Source organism: Amphibacillus cookii, from assembly GCF_016908375.1.
GTDB classification, from domain to species: Bacteria; Bacillota; Bacilli; order Bacillales; family Amphibacillaceae; genus Amphibacillus_C; species Amphibacillus_C cookii.
Genome location: NZ_JAFBDS010000010.1, coordinates 147,753 through 162,810 on the forward strand (window position 1 = coordinate 147,753; position 15,058 = coordinate 162,810).

17 protein-coding genes are annotated in these 15,058 nt (G+C 35.1%); 1 reads left to right on the top strand and 16 read right to left on the bottom strand.

What is annotated here, in order from left to right; translation table 11 throughout:
* Positions 1 to 2: 2 nt before the first annotated feature.
* Together JOE23_RS14765 and JOE23_RS14770 are read right to left on the bottom strand one after the other, a co-directional pair.
* Complete coding sequence (locus JOE23_RS14765) at positions 3 to 683, bottom strand: hypothetical protein (protein ID WP_204439583.1); 681 nt, start codon at positions 681 to 683, stop codon at positions 3 to 5.
* A 469-nt stretch (positions 684 to 1,152) separates the two neighbouring features.
* Positions 1,153 to 1,659 carry a TnsD family Tn7-like transposition protein gene (locus tag JOE23_RS14770; RefSeq protein ID WP_338021925.1) on the bottom strand — a complete coding sequence of 169 codons (507 nt, stop codon included), beginning with the start codon at positions 1,657 to 1,659 and terminating at the stop codon, positions 1,153 to 1,155.
* A gap of 180 nt (positions 1,660 to 1,839) precedes the next feature.
* Here JOE23_RS14770 and JOE23_RS14775 point away from each other — a divergent pair, with 180 nt between their 5' ends.
* The gene (locus tag JOE23_RS14775; protein ID WP_204439585.1) at positions 1,840 to 2,292 is read left to right on the top strand and encodes an AraC family transcriptional regulator; all 453 of its coding nucleotides are present in this window, start codon (positions 1,840 to 1,842) and stop codon (positions 2,290 to 2,292) included.
* Positions 2,293 to 3,464: 1,172 nt separating this feature from the next.
* Here the strand turns inward: JOE23_RS14775 and JOE23_RS14780 are convergent.
* The 14 genes from JOE23_RS14780 to JOE23_RS14845 form a co-directional block, all read right to left on the bottom strand.
* The gene (locus JOE23_RS14780; protein ID WP_204439587.1) at positions 3,465 to 3,671 is read right to left on the bottom strand and encodes a hypothetical protein; all 207 of its coding nucleotides are present in this window, start codon (positions 3,669 to 3,671) and stop codon (positions 3,465 to 3,467) included.
* A gap of 119 nt (positions 3,672 to 3,790) precedes the next feature.
* Positions 3,791 to 4,018 (bottom strand): hypothetical protein, encoded by a 228-nt coding sequence (locus tag JOE23_RS14785; RefSeq protein ID WP_204439589.1) that lies wholly within the window; start codon positions 4,016 to 4,018, stop codon positions 3,791 to 3,793.
* 669 nt (positions 4,019 to 4,687) lie between these two features.
* Positions 4,688 to 6,490 carry a glutamine--fructose-6-phosphate transaminase (isomerizing) gene (gene glmS / locus JOE23_RS14790; protein ID WP_204439591.1) on the bottom strand — a complete coding sequence of 601 codons (1,803 nt, stop codon included), beginning with the start codon at positions 6,488 to 6,490 and terminating at the stop codon, positions 4,688 to 4,690.
* Positions 6,491 to 7,128: 638 nt separating this feature from the next.
* Entirely contained in the window at positions 7,129 to 7,683 is a 555-nt protein-coding gene (locus JOE23_RS14795; RefSeq protein WP_239585451.1) for a hypothetical protein, read from the bottom strand.
* 39 nt (positions 7,684 to 7,722) lie between these two features.
* Positions 7,723 to 8,205 carry a hypothetical protein gene (locus JOE23_RS14800; RefSeq protein ID WP_204439596.1) on the bottom strand — a complete coding sequence of 161 codons (483 nt, stop codon included), beginning with the start codon at positions 8,203 to 8,205 and terminating at the stop codon, positions 7,723 to 7,725.
* Between the two features lie 215 nt (positions 8,206 to 8,420).
* Positions 8,421 to 8,993 carry a hypothetical protein gene (locus JOE23_RS14805; RefSeq protein ID WP_204439598.1) on the bottom strand — a complete coding sequence of 191 codons (573 nt, stop codon included), beginning with the start codon at positions 8,991 to 8,993 and terminating at the stop codon, positions 8,421 to 8,423.
* A gap of 18 nt (positions 8,994 to 9,011) precedes the next feature.
* Complete coding sequence (locus tag JOE23_RS14810) at positions 9,012 to 9,512, bottom strand: hypothetical protein (protein ID WP_204439600.1); 501 nt, start codon at positions 9,510 to 9,512, stop codon at positions 9,012 to 9,014.
* Between the two features lie 352 nt (positions 9,513 to 9,864).
* Entirely contained in the window at positions 9,865 to 10,428 is a 564-nt protein-coding gene (locus JOE23_RS14815) for a hypothetical protein (protein ID WP_204439602.1), read from the bottom strand.
* Between the two features lie 38 nt (positions 10,429 to 10,466).
* Positions 10,467 to 10,949 carry a hypothetical protein gene (locus tag JOE23_RS14820; RefSeq protein WP_204439604.1) on the bottom strand — a complete coding sequence of 161 codons (483 nt, stop codon included), beginning with the start codon at positions 10,947 to 10,949 and terminating at the stop codon, positions 10,467 to 10,469.
* A gap of 3 nt (positions 10,950 to 10,952) precedes the next feature.
* Positions 10,953 to 12,401: a hypothetical protein gene (locus JOE23_RS14825; protein ID WP_204439606.1), complete on the bottom strand. Its 1,449-nt coding sequence runs from the start codon at positions 12,399 to 12,401 to the stop codon at positions 10,953 to 10,955.
* 19 nt (positions 12,402 to 12,420) lie between these two features.
* On the bottom strand, positions 12,421 to 12,933 hold the full coding sequence (locus tag JOE23_RS14830) for a hypothetical protein (RefSeq protein ID WP_204439608.1): 513 nt from the start codon (positions 12,931 to 12,933) through the stop codon (positions 12,421 to 12,423).
* A 38-nt stretch (positions 12,934 to 12,971) separates the two neighbouring features.
* Positions 12,972 to 13,289, bottom strand: coding sequence for a WXG100 family type VII secretion target (locus tag JOE23_RS14835; RefSeq protein ID WP_204439610.1), 318 nt, complete (start codon positions 13,287 to 13,289; stop codon positions 12,972 to 12,974).
* An 18-nt stretch (positions 13,290 to 13,307) separates the two neighbouring features.
* Positions 13,308 to 13,619 carry a WXG100 family type VII secretion target gene (locus JOE23_RS14840; protein WP_204439612.1) on the bottom strand — a complete coding sequence of 104 codons (312 nt, stop codon included), beginning with the start codon at positions 13,617 to 13,619 and terminating at the stop codon, positions 13,308 to 13,310.
* Positions 13,616 to 14,137 carry a hypothetical protein gene (locus JOE23_RS14845; protein WP_204439614.1) on the bottom strand — a complete coding sequence of 174 codons (522 nt, stop codon included), beginning with the start codon at positions 14,135 to 14,137 and terminating at the stop codon, positions 13,616 to 13,618. The genes JOE23_RS14840 and JOE23_RS14845 overlap by 4 nt, the downstream gene beginning before the upstream one ends.
* Between the last annotated feature and the right edge of the window lie 921 nt (positions 14,138 to 15,058).

Below are 15,058 nucleotides of genomic sequence, written 5' to 3' on the forward strand. Positions count from 1 at the left end.
TTCTAAGATGGATTATTCTTTAGCTTAATAACGATGTCTTCATCCTCTTTACGATCTTTAAGCGTGGTTTTAATATCTGATAAACTGTAATTATTTAATTTTACAAGGTCTCTGATGCTAATGTTTATGTATTCAGTTATATCTTCCTTGTAAATCCAATCTTCTTGGTCAGGTTTTAAAGCACCTTCAAAAGCAACATCGCTCTTACTATCGTAGCAAACTACAATTCCAAACGGCTGGTTTTCGATACCCAGTGGTAACGAATATTGGTGTGTTTCCTGATCAAGTAACCGCTCCTCTGGTACACCCTCTTGTAGTAGACGATCGAAATTAGATAAAGAAAATTCTTCACGATATCCACTTGGTTCAAAGATGTATTTCTTTTCTGGCAGTTTTAACACTAAAATAAAGATATTTCTTATGGCATCATGAATTACTATATATGGATGCCACCCCGCTTTTCTTGTATATACTTTCATTTGTGTATGAGGATTGTCTTCTATTATCTTTTCAACATAAGTATTAACATAGTCATAAAGCATAAAAGGTGTGTGTTTCTTAGTTGTTGTTTCTTCAAGTAATAATGAGATTTCCTGAAATTTCTCTTTTCCATTCTTTATGCCTTGTAAAATCAAACTTTTTTGTTCATCTGTAAGCATACATTCTTTAATTTTTTCATCCATTCAACCACGCCTCCACTATTTTTCAAGATAAGCTAAATCTATTATTTACTTTTCTTTTGATTTTGTCAAGTAAATCACCGCAATTATATGAAAAGTTAAAGTTTTATAGGATAATGCAACGAAAATAAACAAGTGATTTTTGAGAATCTATTATTTATCTATATCAGTAAAATTAGAATGGTATAATTCATTAAAAGGGGGATTTCTTTTGAGATATATGATGACTGACATATCAACACACATTGACTTAGGTTTTGGCATTACAGCATCAAATTTCAGACAAACCGCTTTGTTTCTCGATGAAAATTATGATGATAGCGTATATACGGGAGAGATGCCGATTTTATATCTATATAGGCATTCAGTTGAACTTTTTCTAAAATCACTAATCACTATATTCCATAGGAAATTGGAATTACCGTATAAAGAAGGCAAAGTAGCCTTCGATAACGATATACCATTTATAAAATTAGAGAAGAACTTTACTCATGTCTTGGATAACACGCTCTACCCTACGCAGACGAAATTCTTGTTCAGATTCCCATACCTGGTTAATAAATGCTTTGGTTTTCGACATCTTGTCTAAATGTTGCTCTAATAAGGCTCTTTCACCTATTGCATCACCTATGCCCTTAACGGTTATCCTCTTTGGTTTTTCATTCCAGTTTCTAAGTTCCCATGTTGCCATCTTAACCCTATCTAATATTTCCTGATCTCTTTTATCCCAATCTACCCGATTATTCTCGCTATTTCCTTTTCGTAATTTTGGTGAATTATTACCCAGCCATTCTTTATCATTTCTATATAAGTAGGCATACGTTGATGGTTTTTTGTTTCTCAATTCTGTTAAGTTGGGATTATCTTGTTGCAATTGCAACCATGTTTGGCGATTGCGTTCCAGGGAATCAATTTTATTCGCATTTGACACTTTCATAGATTCAGATTCATTCTTATCTGCCTTTGCATATTTAATCACACAATTTGAAACAATAAAAAGGGCTCCAAAATAACTTTTAACATGTTCTTAATTCAATGAGTACCAACCGAAATTCTAAATAATTTCAAAAATTTTAAAAATTAAAGTGTTTATATTTTTAAAGCGTGCTACATTCGTAATGTATCAAACTAAATACGAAAAGAAAGGAAGATTAAAATAATGAAATTCAAAGTCGAGACATTTCCAAACTATCGTACTGTTTTTATGCGACGTATTGGACAATATGGCCCTGCCAATATTGAAGTAATGGAGAATCTAAAAAAATGGGCTAAGGAGAGAAATCTTCTTGAATCTGCAATTCTATTTGCAATTCCACAAGATAATCCAGAAACAACACTTCCTGATAACTGTAGATTTGATGCTTGTATTGTAATTCCCAATGATCATCAAGTAGTGGATGATTCAGTTCTCGAAGGGCATATTACTGGTGGAAAATACCTTATATATGAAGTCAAACATACTGCAGAGGATATTCAAAAGGCATATTCTAATATTTTTCAATCTCTACAAAATAATGGATATAAAAAGGATACCAAACCAATTATGGAAAAATATATTGGTGATATGGTTAGCAATCCTTATTGCGAAATATGTGTTCCTGTTAAACCGTAATAGCCTTGAATTGTTTTATTGTATGATACATCATTAACAAAATAGAGCGAGAAGAACAAGTTGTTTATAAATGCTGATAACACCTTGTTCTTCCTATATTAATTTAATATGTGTTTAACGCTGTTTACTCTTTCCTATTTTGTATAGTGGATCTAAAATCTCTTGGGACATTTTATAAATTCTTTATATTTTTTCTTATAATCTTCTCGCGCCTCTTTAATAATCTTGCTTTGTACAGGAATAGTAATTGTATATATTGCTAACAGTAATGAAACTACACTAATACCATTGGAAAAATTCACCCATTTTTGCGTCTTAACCCATGAGGACAATGTCCCAAGCACATCTACATGCTCACCTTCAGAAAATTTGATAAAACATAGCATCCCATATATAACAAACAAAGCGTATAAAAGGCCATTTATCAAATTTATATTAAAAAAATTTTTTGTTTATCCAATTCCATATACTTAGACAGTCTTCTTCGGCTTATTTGTATAAAGCTATTTTCTTCGGGTTCTCTCTCGAACGGAAACATTTTCTTTAGTCTCCAATAATATAGTACGTTGATTAAATAATACACAAAAACACCAGTTACGTACATATAGGCAAATAAAACTACAACCAATCCATAACTATAAATTAATTGGTTACTTAACAGTGTAAGTAAAAAAATCAAAGCAAATGAGAGCACTAATAAATATAATAATGCTTTAAAAGCTATTGGATAATCCTTTTTCTTATTTTTTGATACTTGCACTAAAAGATAAATTGTGACTAAAAATAATAATGCAGAGATTAGTAAATGGAAAATAGGAATGTATATTAATAGTGTAAAAGAGAGCGTAAAAAGTTTTGTGTAAATGGTTATACTTTCCCATAAGGAGATGATCATTTACACAAAACTTTTTACGCTCTCCACAAGGATAAATAACGTGTTTTATAAAACATTCCTTCATTTCTTCTAAACCTTATCTTTCTTCGCTAATCTTTGAACTCGTTGGTTTTGTGACATTATTGATATCAAAGAAATAAAAAAAGAAGAAACATAAGGAAAATTATCTCTTCACTCTGCATCATCTTCTCTATCACTCACACTGCAAATTTTTCTCTCATTTGTTTCCTTGTTGCAACATCATTTTATTCTGATTCTTAATAATTAACAGGATGATTCAAGTTTTTTGTTGTTCATTCAACACAGTTGCCTTTCTTGCTCTATTCACTTTTTCTAACTTCTCTTGATCTTTTCGATACGCTTTTATGCTATGATTTTGATTGAATTGTTTGAGGTAGATATCGTGGTTTTTCTGCTTCTCTGCAAAAGCATTTTTAACAGTTGGGTTTTGTAGTTTGTTTTCTAACATTTTCCCGATCGGCACACATATCATCTCCTCTCTATTACTATTATACAGGTTTTTAATGAAAAGTCTTCATTGTACTTTTTATTTCTACTACAGTTTTTATCTGTAATTCACCCAAAAATAACTATAGCTAACCTTTAAATATCTTGGTTGTCATCTATGGTCGGAGATATTAAGATTTGTAATCCTCTATCTGATCCGTAATCCCACATCTTTACAAACGGATGCGTACCTTCAGGGAGATAAAAAGTTCGCTGTTCAAGATGTGAGATTACTTCTTGGCTATTTGATGTGCATCCATGAATAAAAGTTGCTGGATGGATTGTTACCGTTCTTCCTGTATCGTTGTAATAGACAAATTTCATATTCATCACCCTATCGTCATTGATATAATTGTATTTATTATACTAAATAACCGTTTAATCTATCTATATATTTCAATTTCCAGATACCTTCTCACCATTTTCCAGTTTTTCTCCTTCTATCTCTCATTCTTTTCTCTACTATGTACCCACGTAACTCACTCTTACAAAACCCCCAACCTCACTCAATCCCTTCCCCCACATGCACTCATGCCCTTTTTCATCCCTAAATACTAACCTTTTAATTTAACTCAGTTTTACAAAGAAAAGTATCATTTCTTGTCGAAATGAATCGAAAATTAATCGGAAAAGAATCGAAAAATGGAACTCGGTTTTCCAGAGTAGATGAGAGAATTAAGGTGATAGATAGAAGAATCATCATGCTTTTCTCTTACTCTCTACTTCATATTTTTTCACACGCTCACATTTTTTCTTTTATCTCCAACCCTTGTCACGCTTAGTTTCTCAGTCTTTTCTTCAAACAAAAAAGAACCGAGAAGCTGTACAAATAGTACGCTCCCGATTCTGATAAAAGTATGACATAAAAAGTCGATACATAAACTGCTTCGATAACCCGTCTTTGTAAAACTTACTTACATCTTGTAAAAAGAGTTGCATTTTTGTAAGAGAGAGTTACAGATACACAACAAATACATAATGAAACTTAACGGCCTACTCCACTGTAACACTTTTCGCCAAGTTACGTGGCTTATCAACATCACAATCACGATGTAAAGCTGCATAATAGGCAAGTAACTGCATCGGTACAACACTTACTAAAGGTGTTAGTAATGGATGAACATGTGGTAACACAATGTTATCACTGTCTTGTTCCAATCCTTTCATACTGACAAGGCATGTTTTGGCACCACGGGCTGCAACTTCTTGAACATTGCCTCGAATCGAATAGTTAACGTTCTCTTGAGTTGAAATAGCGATAACTGGTGTACCCTCTTCAATTAGGGCAATTGTGCCGTGTTTTAATTCACCGCCAGCAAAACCTTCTGCTTGAATATAAGAAATTTCTTTTAACTTAAGCGAAGCTTCTTGGACAACGAAATAATCAACGCTTCGGCCAATAAAGAAGGCATTTCTTGTGCCTGTGAAGTATTCTTTTGCTAACGTAGCAAATTGCTCTTTTTGATCTGTTAAGGATTCCATTACACTTGCAACAATACCAAGCTCTTGTAACGGATCAAAGTCTAATTTAATCCCTTTAGCAGTTGCTGTATCAACTGCTAAAATAGTTAGAACAGCGATCTGTGCTGTGTAAGCTTTAGTCGATGCAACGGCAATTTCTGGCCCTGCATACAAATGCAATGTATAATCCGCTTCACGTGAAAGGGTTGAGCCTGGAACATTCGTTACGGTTATCGATGGATGACCTAATGATTTGATTTTCACTAAAACAGCACGGCTATCGGCTGTTTCTCCACTTTGTGAAATAAAGATAAACAATGGTTTTTTAGACAGTAATGGCATATTGTAAGAAAACTCACTTGCAATATGCACCTCTACGGGTATATCTGCAAGGTTTTCAATAATTTGCTTACCAACTAAGCCAGCATTGTAGCTCGTTCCAGCGGCAATGATATAAATACGATCTGCATCCAGCATCGCCGCCCGTATATCACCATCTACTTTAATATTATCTTGTTCATCTTGATATTCTTGAATGATTTTGCGCATAACAAATGGCTGTTCATCAATTTCTTTTAACATGAAATGGGCATAGGTGCCTTTTTCAGTATCTGCTGCGTCAATCTCAGCTTTATATGGCGCACGAACTACTTGTGTGCCATCAAATTTCTGAATTTGCACTTCTTGACGTTTAACCAAAACAACTTCTTTATCCTCAATTTCAAGATAAGTGTCGGTTTCTTTTAATGTCGCCATTGCGTCACTTGCAACCAGATTGAATCCCTCACCAAGTCCCACTAATAAAGGACTTTTGCTTTTAGCGACATAGATTACGTCTTGATCTTTAGCATCTATTAAAGCAATCGCGTATGAGCCTTTTAGCAAGCTCATTGTTTTTCGGAAAGCAACCAATACGTCATTTGTTTGTTGATAAAACACTTCAATTAATTGTACAACAATTTCAGTATCTGTTTCACTGACAAGTGGAACCCCTGCTAAATATTGATCACGTAATTCGTAATAGTTCTCAATCACACCATTGTGAACCAACGTAAAACGTCCTGAAGTGCTTTGATGTGGGTGAGCATTTTCTTCACTCGGTTCACCATGAGTCGCCCAACGTGTATGACCAATACCCATAGTAGTTTCAATGCTGTTGTCTACTTTATCACGCAATGTCGCAATTCGGCCTTTTACTTTAAACAGATGAAGACCTTCTTCGTTTAAAGTTGCAATTCCTGCCGAATCGTATCCACGATATTCTAACTTTTCTAAGCCGTTTAACAAAACATCCTTCGTATCATTAGCTCCAATATAACCTACAATTCCACACATAATTCTGTTTCCTCCTAGTTGAGACCAGGGCAAACCAGAACGAACCTACTAAGAACAGAGGGGCGTTTGTTTGCCCCCTTTCTCGTTTTATTAGTAAACCTCTTACATGTCTTCTTTGTGCAAAGAGTCGCCTCTTCGTTTTCGAATAACATATAACGGTTGGAGGTTGTGCAACCGGGAGGTATCCGCCGATCAAATTCGATACTCCTCCTCCTCGTCAACTATTTCTCAAGCGCACGAGAAATAGTCCAGGCGCTTATATTCAAATAATCGCTCTGCCCACCTTTCCATTCTAAAATAAAGCCACATCTCCTCGACATGGACTTTTTCATTTTAACTGAAATACCACTATCTAGCAATAGTTTTTCAGTACTAAATTTTCTTGCAAATTATTATATGTTGATCGCTTCACATTTGTGTCAATATTTTAAAAGTAAACACTCCTATGAGTCAGCTATAACTGTGGCTGTCCTTGCCATAGGTTGACAGCCACTGGTGTTTTTAGGAAAACTAACTGATTGGTTAAACTAGATTTAACAACCTTTAAGTTTGCAGAAAGTGTATTCGTTCTTTGGTGAATCTGTTAGCTTTTTTCTTATCTTGAGTCCTTTATAATGTCGCCATTAAGTGACTCCGTATTATTCAACTGTTCGATCTAGACCTTCATTGGGCTGATCAGGTACTTCAATAACTTCAACAACCTCGCCATCTTCATCATATGTCGTTACAATTGCGTTTGAGAGGTCTTCTGTGTCGGAGTAGTAAAGAAAACTTTTAGTATTGCCAATTTCTCTTATTTCTGCTTCTCGTTTCTCTCCAGTATTCAATGTGACATCAACAGACGTCACATCTTCTTCGATGGAGTTATGCATCACTGTATAACGGCTTAATTCAACAAATTGAAGGTTTCCACCAATCTCCTCACTAGTCATGCTTACGGTTTCCCATCCAAATATAGTTTTGCTTAATTCAACCACACCTACTTGCCATGCCGATCCCCATGTGTAGATTGCCAAAGCAAAATCATCCTCTACTAGCTCAACCGTACTCACATCACCAAATATCAATTCTAATTTATTTATTTCTTCTTCAATCTGTTCAATATCATCTGATCGAAATAACGCAAACATACTAAGACCGCTTATTATGACGATTCCAGCTATTATCACTGTTATTTTAAATTGGCGTGACATCATTCTATATCCTTTCACTTTTAGCTTAAAATCCACTGGTTAATCCTCAAAGTTGGCTTCTTCCAGTAACTCGGTTACATTATCTGATCTGCTATTATCTCCAATAAACGCCATCACCTCTCGTGGATGGACCATCACTTCTTGTTCGCTGTATTCTTTAGAGGAGTAATAATCTCTATACGCTTCAATATCTTCTTCTAGCATACGCACAGCTTCTTCCCATTTATTTTCTTTTATCAATGCTTCTGGATATTCAATATAGGGCAACAACTCAGCAAGAACTTTCCACCTTTCTACGCGGTACTGCGTGTATGAAGTTGGATAATATCTCACTTTAACAGGATCATTCGTACTATAATAGTAGCTTCCTAACTTAAATGTCTCCGATACATTGGCGTAATATCGAATTTGTCTTATTCGATCATATTCTTTCTCTTGGACTTGATGATAATAGCTTTTAATTAGACTGCCTACAACGATAACTCCGATAGCGATACCTAACACTATGACTTTTTTCTTCATAGGTCACCTCTTTCTCTATAAAGCTGACATCCACGGTTCGTTAATATAATCAAATAATACATGCATTCACAATTTCTTATTATAAGACACGTCTAGGTGAATTTTATATATGACATAAGTTGGGTCTTTCCACCTTTATAACAAAACTAGATATTTAGTCCTGTTTGGAATTTAAAAAACTTAGCGCCTAATATGTAGGTGCTAAGCCTCTATCCTTATTCAACTGTTCGATCTAGACCTTCATTGGGCTGATCAGGTACTTCAATAACTTCAACAACCTCGCCATCTTTATCATATGTCGTTACAATTGCGTTTGAGAGGTCTTCTGTGTCGGAGTAGTAGAGCCAGTTTCTGAAACTTATTTCTCCTTTCTTCGTATCTCCTTCTTTGATTAATATTTGAGCGGAATCAATAACACCATTTTCCAACTCCACACTCACGTCTTGTACACTTGGATCAGCCCAAGTTTGAATAACAGAAAAGTGATTTAACTCTACAAACTGAACATCACCACTTAAAAATTCAGATGTTGCTCTAGAAATATCCCAACCAAATAACGTTTTATCTAATTCAGCTACGCCGATATGACCGATCCCAGACCATAAAAAGATAGCTAGAGCATGATCATTATCAACAAATTCAATCGGACCTACATCTGTAAGCGGAAGATTCATAGCATTTATTTCTTCCACAATCTTTTGTTGATCATCTCTTTTAAATAAAACGGCCAAAATTATACTGATCACTATGATTATACCAACTATCAACACCGCTATTTTTTTACGCAATATTTTCTCACCTTCTCTTTAATCATAATCAATACCCGCTTCATCTAAAGCCCTTAATAAATTGTCTGACCATCTGGAATTCCTCACAATAAAACTCCAAATAGCATCAGGGCGGATCAGGGATTCTTGTTCAATTTTAGACTTTGAATCATAGTAAGTTCGATAGTGTTCAATATTCCTTTCTAAGTTATCAGATACTTCAATCCAAGCATTTTCTTTGATTAACTCTTCCGGATACTCAATTATTGGCAATATTTCTGTTACCATTTTCCACCTATCTAGTTTCCATTGTGTTCGAGATGTCGGAAACATTTCAACTTGAATCGGATTATCTAACTCATAGTAATAAATCCCTAAAGTGAAGTTTTGTGCTAAATAAGCATAGTTACTTAACGTTCTATTAAGTTCTTTTTGTTTCTGTTGCTTCTCTTCAAAGTAATTATTTATAGGAATAATGGATATCATTACCATAACAGCAATTAAAATAATCGAAACTATTAGAATCCGCTTTTTACTCATATACATCACCTCGTCTTATTCGATTTCAGTTGCCACGTCTTCAACTGTTTTTCCGCTCTCTAAATCACCTTTTATAAGATACTCAAGTAATCCCTCATATTCTATAAAAGATACCTTCAATTAGCTGACATTTTCGTTATTCTTCCTCTGATTTGTCGTTAATGAATCAGGTCATTAGCGGCCGTTATTTAGGATAAATGCACTTGCATCTTCTCATTATAAGACACGGCTAGTTAAAAATTATATATGACATAAGTTGGGTCTTTTTACCTTTATCAAAAAACTGAATCTTTAGTCCTATTTGCGATTGAAAAAGCTTAGCACCTAATAGATAAGTGCTAAGCTAGTATCATTATTCAACTGTTCGATCTAGACCTTCGTTGGGCTGATCAGGCACTTCAATAACTTCAACAACCTCACCATCTTTATCATATGCTGTAACAGTTGCGCTTGAGAGATCTTCTGTGTCGGAGTAGTAAAGCCAGCGTCTAGCTAATCCTTTATTCTCCTCTTTAATATGCGCATCTCGCTTCTCTCCATTATTTAATGTGACATCAACAGAAGTCACATTTTTATCAACAGGCTTATGCATTACGCTATAACGACTTAATTCAACAAATTGAAGACCTCCCCCTGTCTCTTCACTAGTCATCCTTACAATTTCCCAACCAAATGACGTCTTTTGTAATTCTGCCACACCTACCTGAAGTATCCACGCCCATGAATAGAATGCCAAGGCATAATCATCTTCTACAAGCTCAACCGTACTTACTTTCCCATACGGCAACTGTAAAGTATTGATCTCTTCTTCAATTTGTTCAACATTATCTGATCGCAATAACGTAAGCATAATAAAACCAGTTAATATTAGTGCGATTCCTATCATTATCGCTGTTATTTTAAATTTCCGTGACATGATTCTGTATCCCCTCGCTTTCAGCTTAAAATCGCTGTTTAATCCTCAAAATTCACTTCTTCTAGCAGCTCGGTTAAATTATCTGATCTTCTATTACGCCTAATAAATACCGTCACTTCCTGTGGTTGAACCATTATTTCTTGTTCGCTCTCTTCTTTAGAGTAGTAGTAAGTGCTATATGCTTCAATATTTTCTTCAAGCATATGCACAGCTTCTACCCACTCATTTTCTTTTATCAATGCTTCCGGATATTCGATATAAGGTAGCAATTCAGCGAGGATTTTCCATCTTTCTACATGAGCTTGTGTGAATCGACTAGGAAAATACGCAACTTCAATCGGGTCATTTGTACTATAGTAGTAACTTCCTAACACAAATGCTTCCGCGATATCAGCGTGAGATAGAATTTGTCTTATACGCTCATCCTCTTTTTTCTGGACTTGATGATAATAAATTGTAATTAGGCTGCCTACTACGATAATTCCGATAACGATACTTAACACTTTTACTCTTTTTTTCATAGGTCACCTCTCTTTCTTATTTTCTGCAACAATTTGCTCTAATGTCATATCGCCATTCAACTTGTCATCGATTATATATGTCAGTAATGCATTCTCATTATTATCTGTATAATTATCCCTTAAATATGAATAAACATCTGCTATATCGTTCCAATCTCGTTTATCAATCGCCTCTTTCGGATAAGGAATATTAGGATTTAACCGATGAACCTCTTCCCATCTTTTTAATAGGTCATAAGTATCGTCTGTAGATATAAATTGATAGTGACTATCAGGGGATGAGTGCTTATCAACAGTTAACAGCTCTAACTCAAGCTCCGACGTAATGCTCTGTAAATTACTAGTCGTTATCTGATTTTCCAGCTCTTTTTTCCCTCCAAGGTAATCACCGAGTGTGAATAACGCGTCAACGCTATAGCCGACTGCCTCATGAGATTGGCTAGCTGATTCAGTTAAAATTGTTTTAGCTAATTCCTTTGTCCAGAAGTCTTTAGTATAGCTACTATATTGTTCACGCAGCTCTGCATTTTCTTCCCTATTAAGTTGATTAGCTACATTTGGCGAATTATATATTTTAACTAAAAAATGCTCTGGTAACACATAAAAATATAATGATACATCATCAATATCATCGAGATTTAGTTCCGCTGTGTTGATAGTTGCTAAGATTTGATAGTTATCAGGGCTAGTTGTTCGCCTACTTGACAACTCTATAGTCAATCTTAACTGCTCTACATCAGTTTCTCCTGTAAACGTTATCGCTTCATCTCTATAGCCTTTAAACCCTAATAAAATAGCTAAATAGCCCTGCAATAGTTTATGCTCTTGATCAGGGGTATCATCATTGGTGAAAATATAAGCTTGCACAGTCGCAATATGGCGATCAAATGCTTCTTCAGATTGCAGGAGTTCACTAAGATAAACTTCTACTTCATTAAATCTGCCTTCTCCAATCAACGTTGAGATCTCTTCTAATTGTTCTACCGTCTCGTCCGTTAAGATCTCTGCTTGGATAAAATGATATAGCATTTCTCTTTCAGCAGGGGTTAACACTTGATCAGTCATCATTTTCTGCATCAGGTTGTCAAATAGTTTCTGATCTTTAAACATCGCTTGATAGAGATTGTTAACATTCAATTTTTCAAGATTTGCTCCACCTGATCCGAGTTCATCTAAAAACGTATCAATCGTCGAACCTAAGACAGACAGGTCTTGAGTTACTTTGTTAAATCCTGTAGATGCATTTTGGTCTGCACTAACAATGCCGTTCCAAAAATTTGCAACAGCCTGTTTTTCTTCAATCGCTTCTGTAATCTCATTGTCATTTATTTTGAAAACTTCATTAGAAATTTTCGAAAATAGTGTTTGATTTTCATTCCACTCTTCTACCACATTTGTATATTCATCAATACGCCGGTTTAATTCATCGCGATCGGCACTATAATTGCCCATGTAAGATGCTCCTTCTTCATTATAATGTTCGTATCGTTTGTCTGGCTACCGTAATTTCATATTTCAAACGTTGAATGTTGGCTTGATTCGTTGAAAGCAACTGATTTAAGTGTAGTTGTTTGGCTTGCCTTTCTTCAATACGCTCTTCTATTTGGTTGGCTTTTCGATCCATGTCATTTACAGCAGCTTTCATCCGGATGATGGCTCTTTCTTGTGTATTGCGTACTTCCATAATACTTTCTTGAATTCTGTTCAATACTTTACTTTCAAGTAGACCAGCTTCAACCAGTTGAATTCGCCCCATCGGGGAGCCTTCTCCTTCTGTTAACGCTTCTAACTCGATCAATTTACTATCCATCTCTTTTCTACGCTCAAGAATGTCTTCAAGTTGTTTTTCTAATTCATATATGGATTGACCATAATCGTCGATTTGATTGCGATATGTTACATTTTGGGTCAATAGCCACGACACAGTGGCGTCATTGCGCAAAATTTCTTGGTTTAAGCGCATGATGCGTGCTTGGTTACTCAACAGCTTCTTCCTCCTTATCTTATTTACTGCTCATTTAATCACTGATTATGATAGTATTCGACTGTTGTTTTAAATTGTCGACTAAGCTCTTCATCTTTCTCTTCAAATTGGTCAATCGCGTAGTATAACGTCTCTAATACTTCGACCATTAATCGCTGGTTTTTACCTATGGTTTGTAATAACTTTTCCTGCATCGTTTGATGCGCTTTTGATGCTTCACCTTTCCAGTCACTAAGTGCCTCCCCAGCCCCTTTGATTTCTGTGATTACTTGCATCATCTCATCATTTGCGATTGATTGTGGTTTTTTTAGTAAGCTTTCGACAAGATTAGGGTCAACTTTTATTTGTAATGACATTGTATCTTCCTCTTTTTTTTATTGGTCAACTTCTTCTAGTTCTGTTTTAAAAGTAGTTAAAATCTGGCTTATGTCCTCAAAGCTTTCGCTATAACTAATTTCCAAATAGTTTTTTAACAACGTAGCGAAGGAAGAGAACTGCTCAGCAGCTTTACCTGTAAATACATCTTCTTCAATTAAGAGCTCAAGTGGTCTATAAAATTCATCTAACATCGTGTTCATTTCATTTTGAAGCTTCTTATAATGCGTTGCGAGAGTTTCCAATTGCTCATCACTAGTTTTGATTTTTCCGGGTCCTTCTAATGGGTACTTTATGCCTTTATTACTCATTTGATCCCATTCTCTCTTAGTACTGACAAGACTAACTCATTGTCTGTATCGTTATTAATATAATTTTTCAGCACAAAACCGCGTAACAATATCCCCTCTTCTTCAACACCTGCAAACATTTCCTCTTCAATTGCACGAAGCTCAGCTGATTGATTTTGGAAAATTTGAACTACAGCTAACCAATCGCCTTGATCAATCTCATCTTCAGGGTATGCAATCGTTGGGTAGGCAGTAGCAACAGCCTCCCATCGTTCTAGCATCGCAAGCGTCTGGTCTGTCGCAATCAGTTCTACATCGACAGGTGACTGTTCTCTATGATAAACACTGTCCATATGAAGTAGCATCTCGGCACTACGATAGGGGAATAACTCCCTCGTTGTTTGCATGTCAAGCTGTTCTTGTGCTTCCATTTCTTTTATGGTATTTTGTCGCTCAATCATTAAATAGACCCGAATCGAAGTTAAAATAATAAAGAAAACAATTGTTATTTTTAAGTACCGTTTCGTTTCATCTTTCATAAAACTATAATCCTCCCATAATAATTTATATATAAATACCATCTACCATTATACGGTCTTAATGGTTAATATTTGTATACAACAAAAGTAGTGAGTTTACTTGTAAAAAACGATAACAAGGTGAGAAGACCTAGGTTTAACGAATTAAACAGCCTTTATAATTGAAATAGTAAGGAGAATCTCGTTTCTATTTAGCAAAAAACAACATGTAATATACTTTTAATAGAAAACAACTTGAATGACTTTAGTAGCTTATGCACATATTCAAACGCTGCTTGTAACAAAAGAGTACACTTTTAGATGAATATGGATATTTAAATTTGAGATATTTTGTACCATACGAAGTCTATAATAATCAATTACTAAAACCTGATTACTATGATCATTATTTAATTCACTACTGCGACTTTCGTAAAATAAGTTCATATGTAATTCTTGTTTTTCATGCATTCGCTTGATTGATTCGTGCGAAATTTTTGTTTTTCGCGCGATCGCTTGATCCATTCGTGCGAAATTTTTGTTTTTCGTGCGATCGCTTGATCCATTCGTGCGAAATTCTTACTTTTCGTGCGTTCGCTTAATTGATTCGTGCGAAATTCTTACTTTTCGTGCGATCGCTTGATCCATTCGTGCGAAATTCTTACTTTTCGTGCGTTCACTTAATTGATTCGTGCGAAATTCTCGTGATCAATGGATTAATCAAAATTGTGAAGTGAGAAGAATGTAACAAGATCGTTATCGTTGGGAGCTAAAGAATTTCATGGTTTGTGAAGGGATTCTTTTACACGCGTTTCCTTAAACAAGCCAAAAGAAGCTAGGATGCAAGTAAAATGTACCCTATAGAGTAGACACTTTAAAAAAAGTCTACCTATAGGGTACTTTTGTGTATAATTAGAGAAAAAACAGTAAATGGGGAAAGAA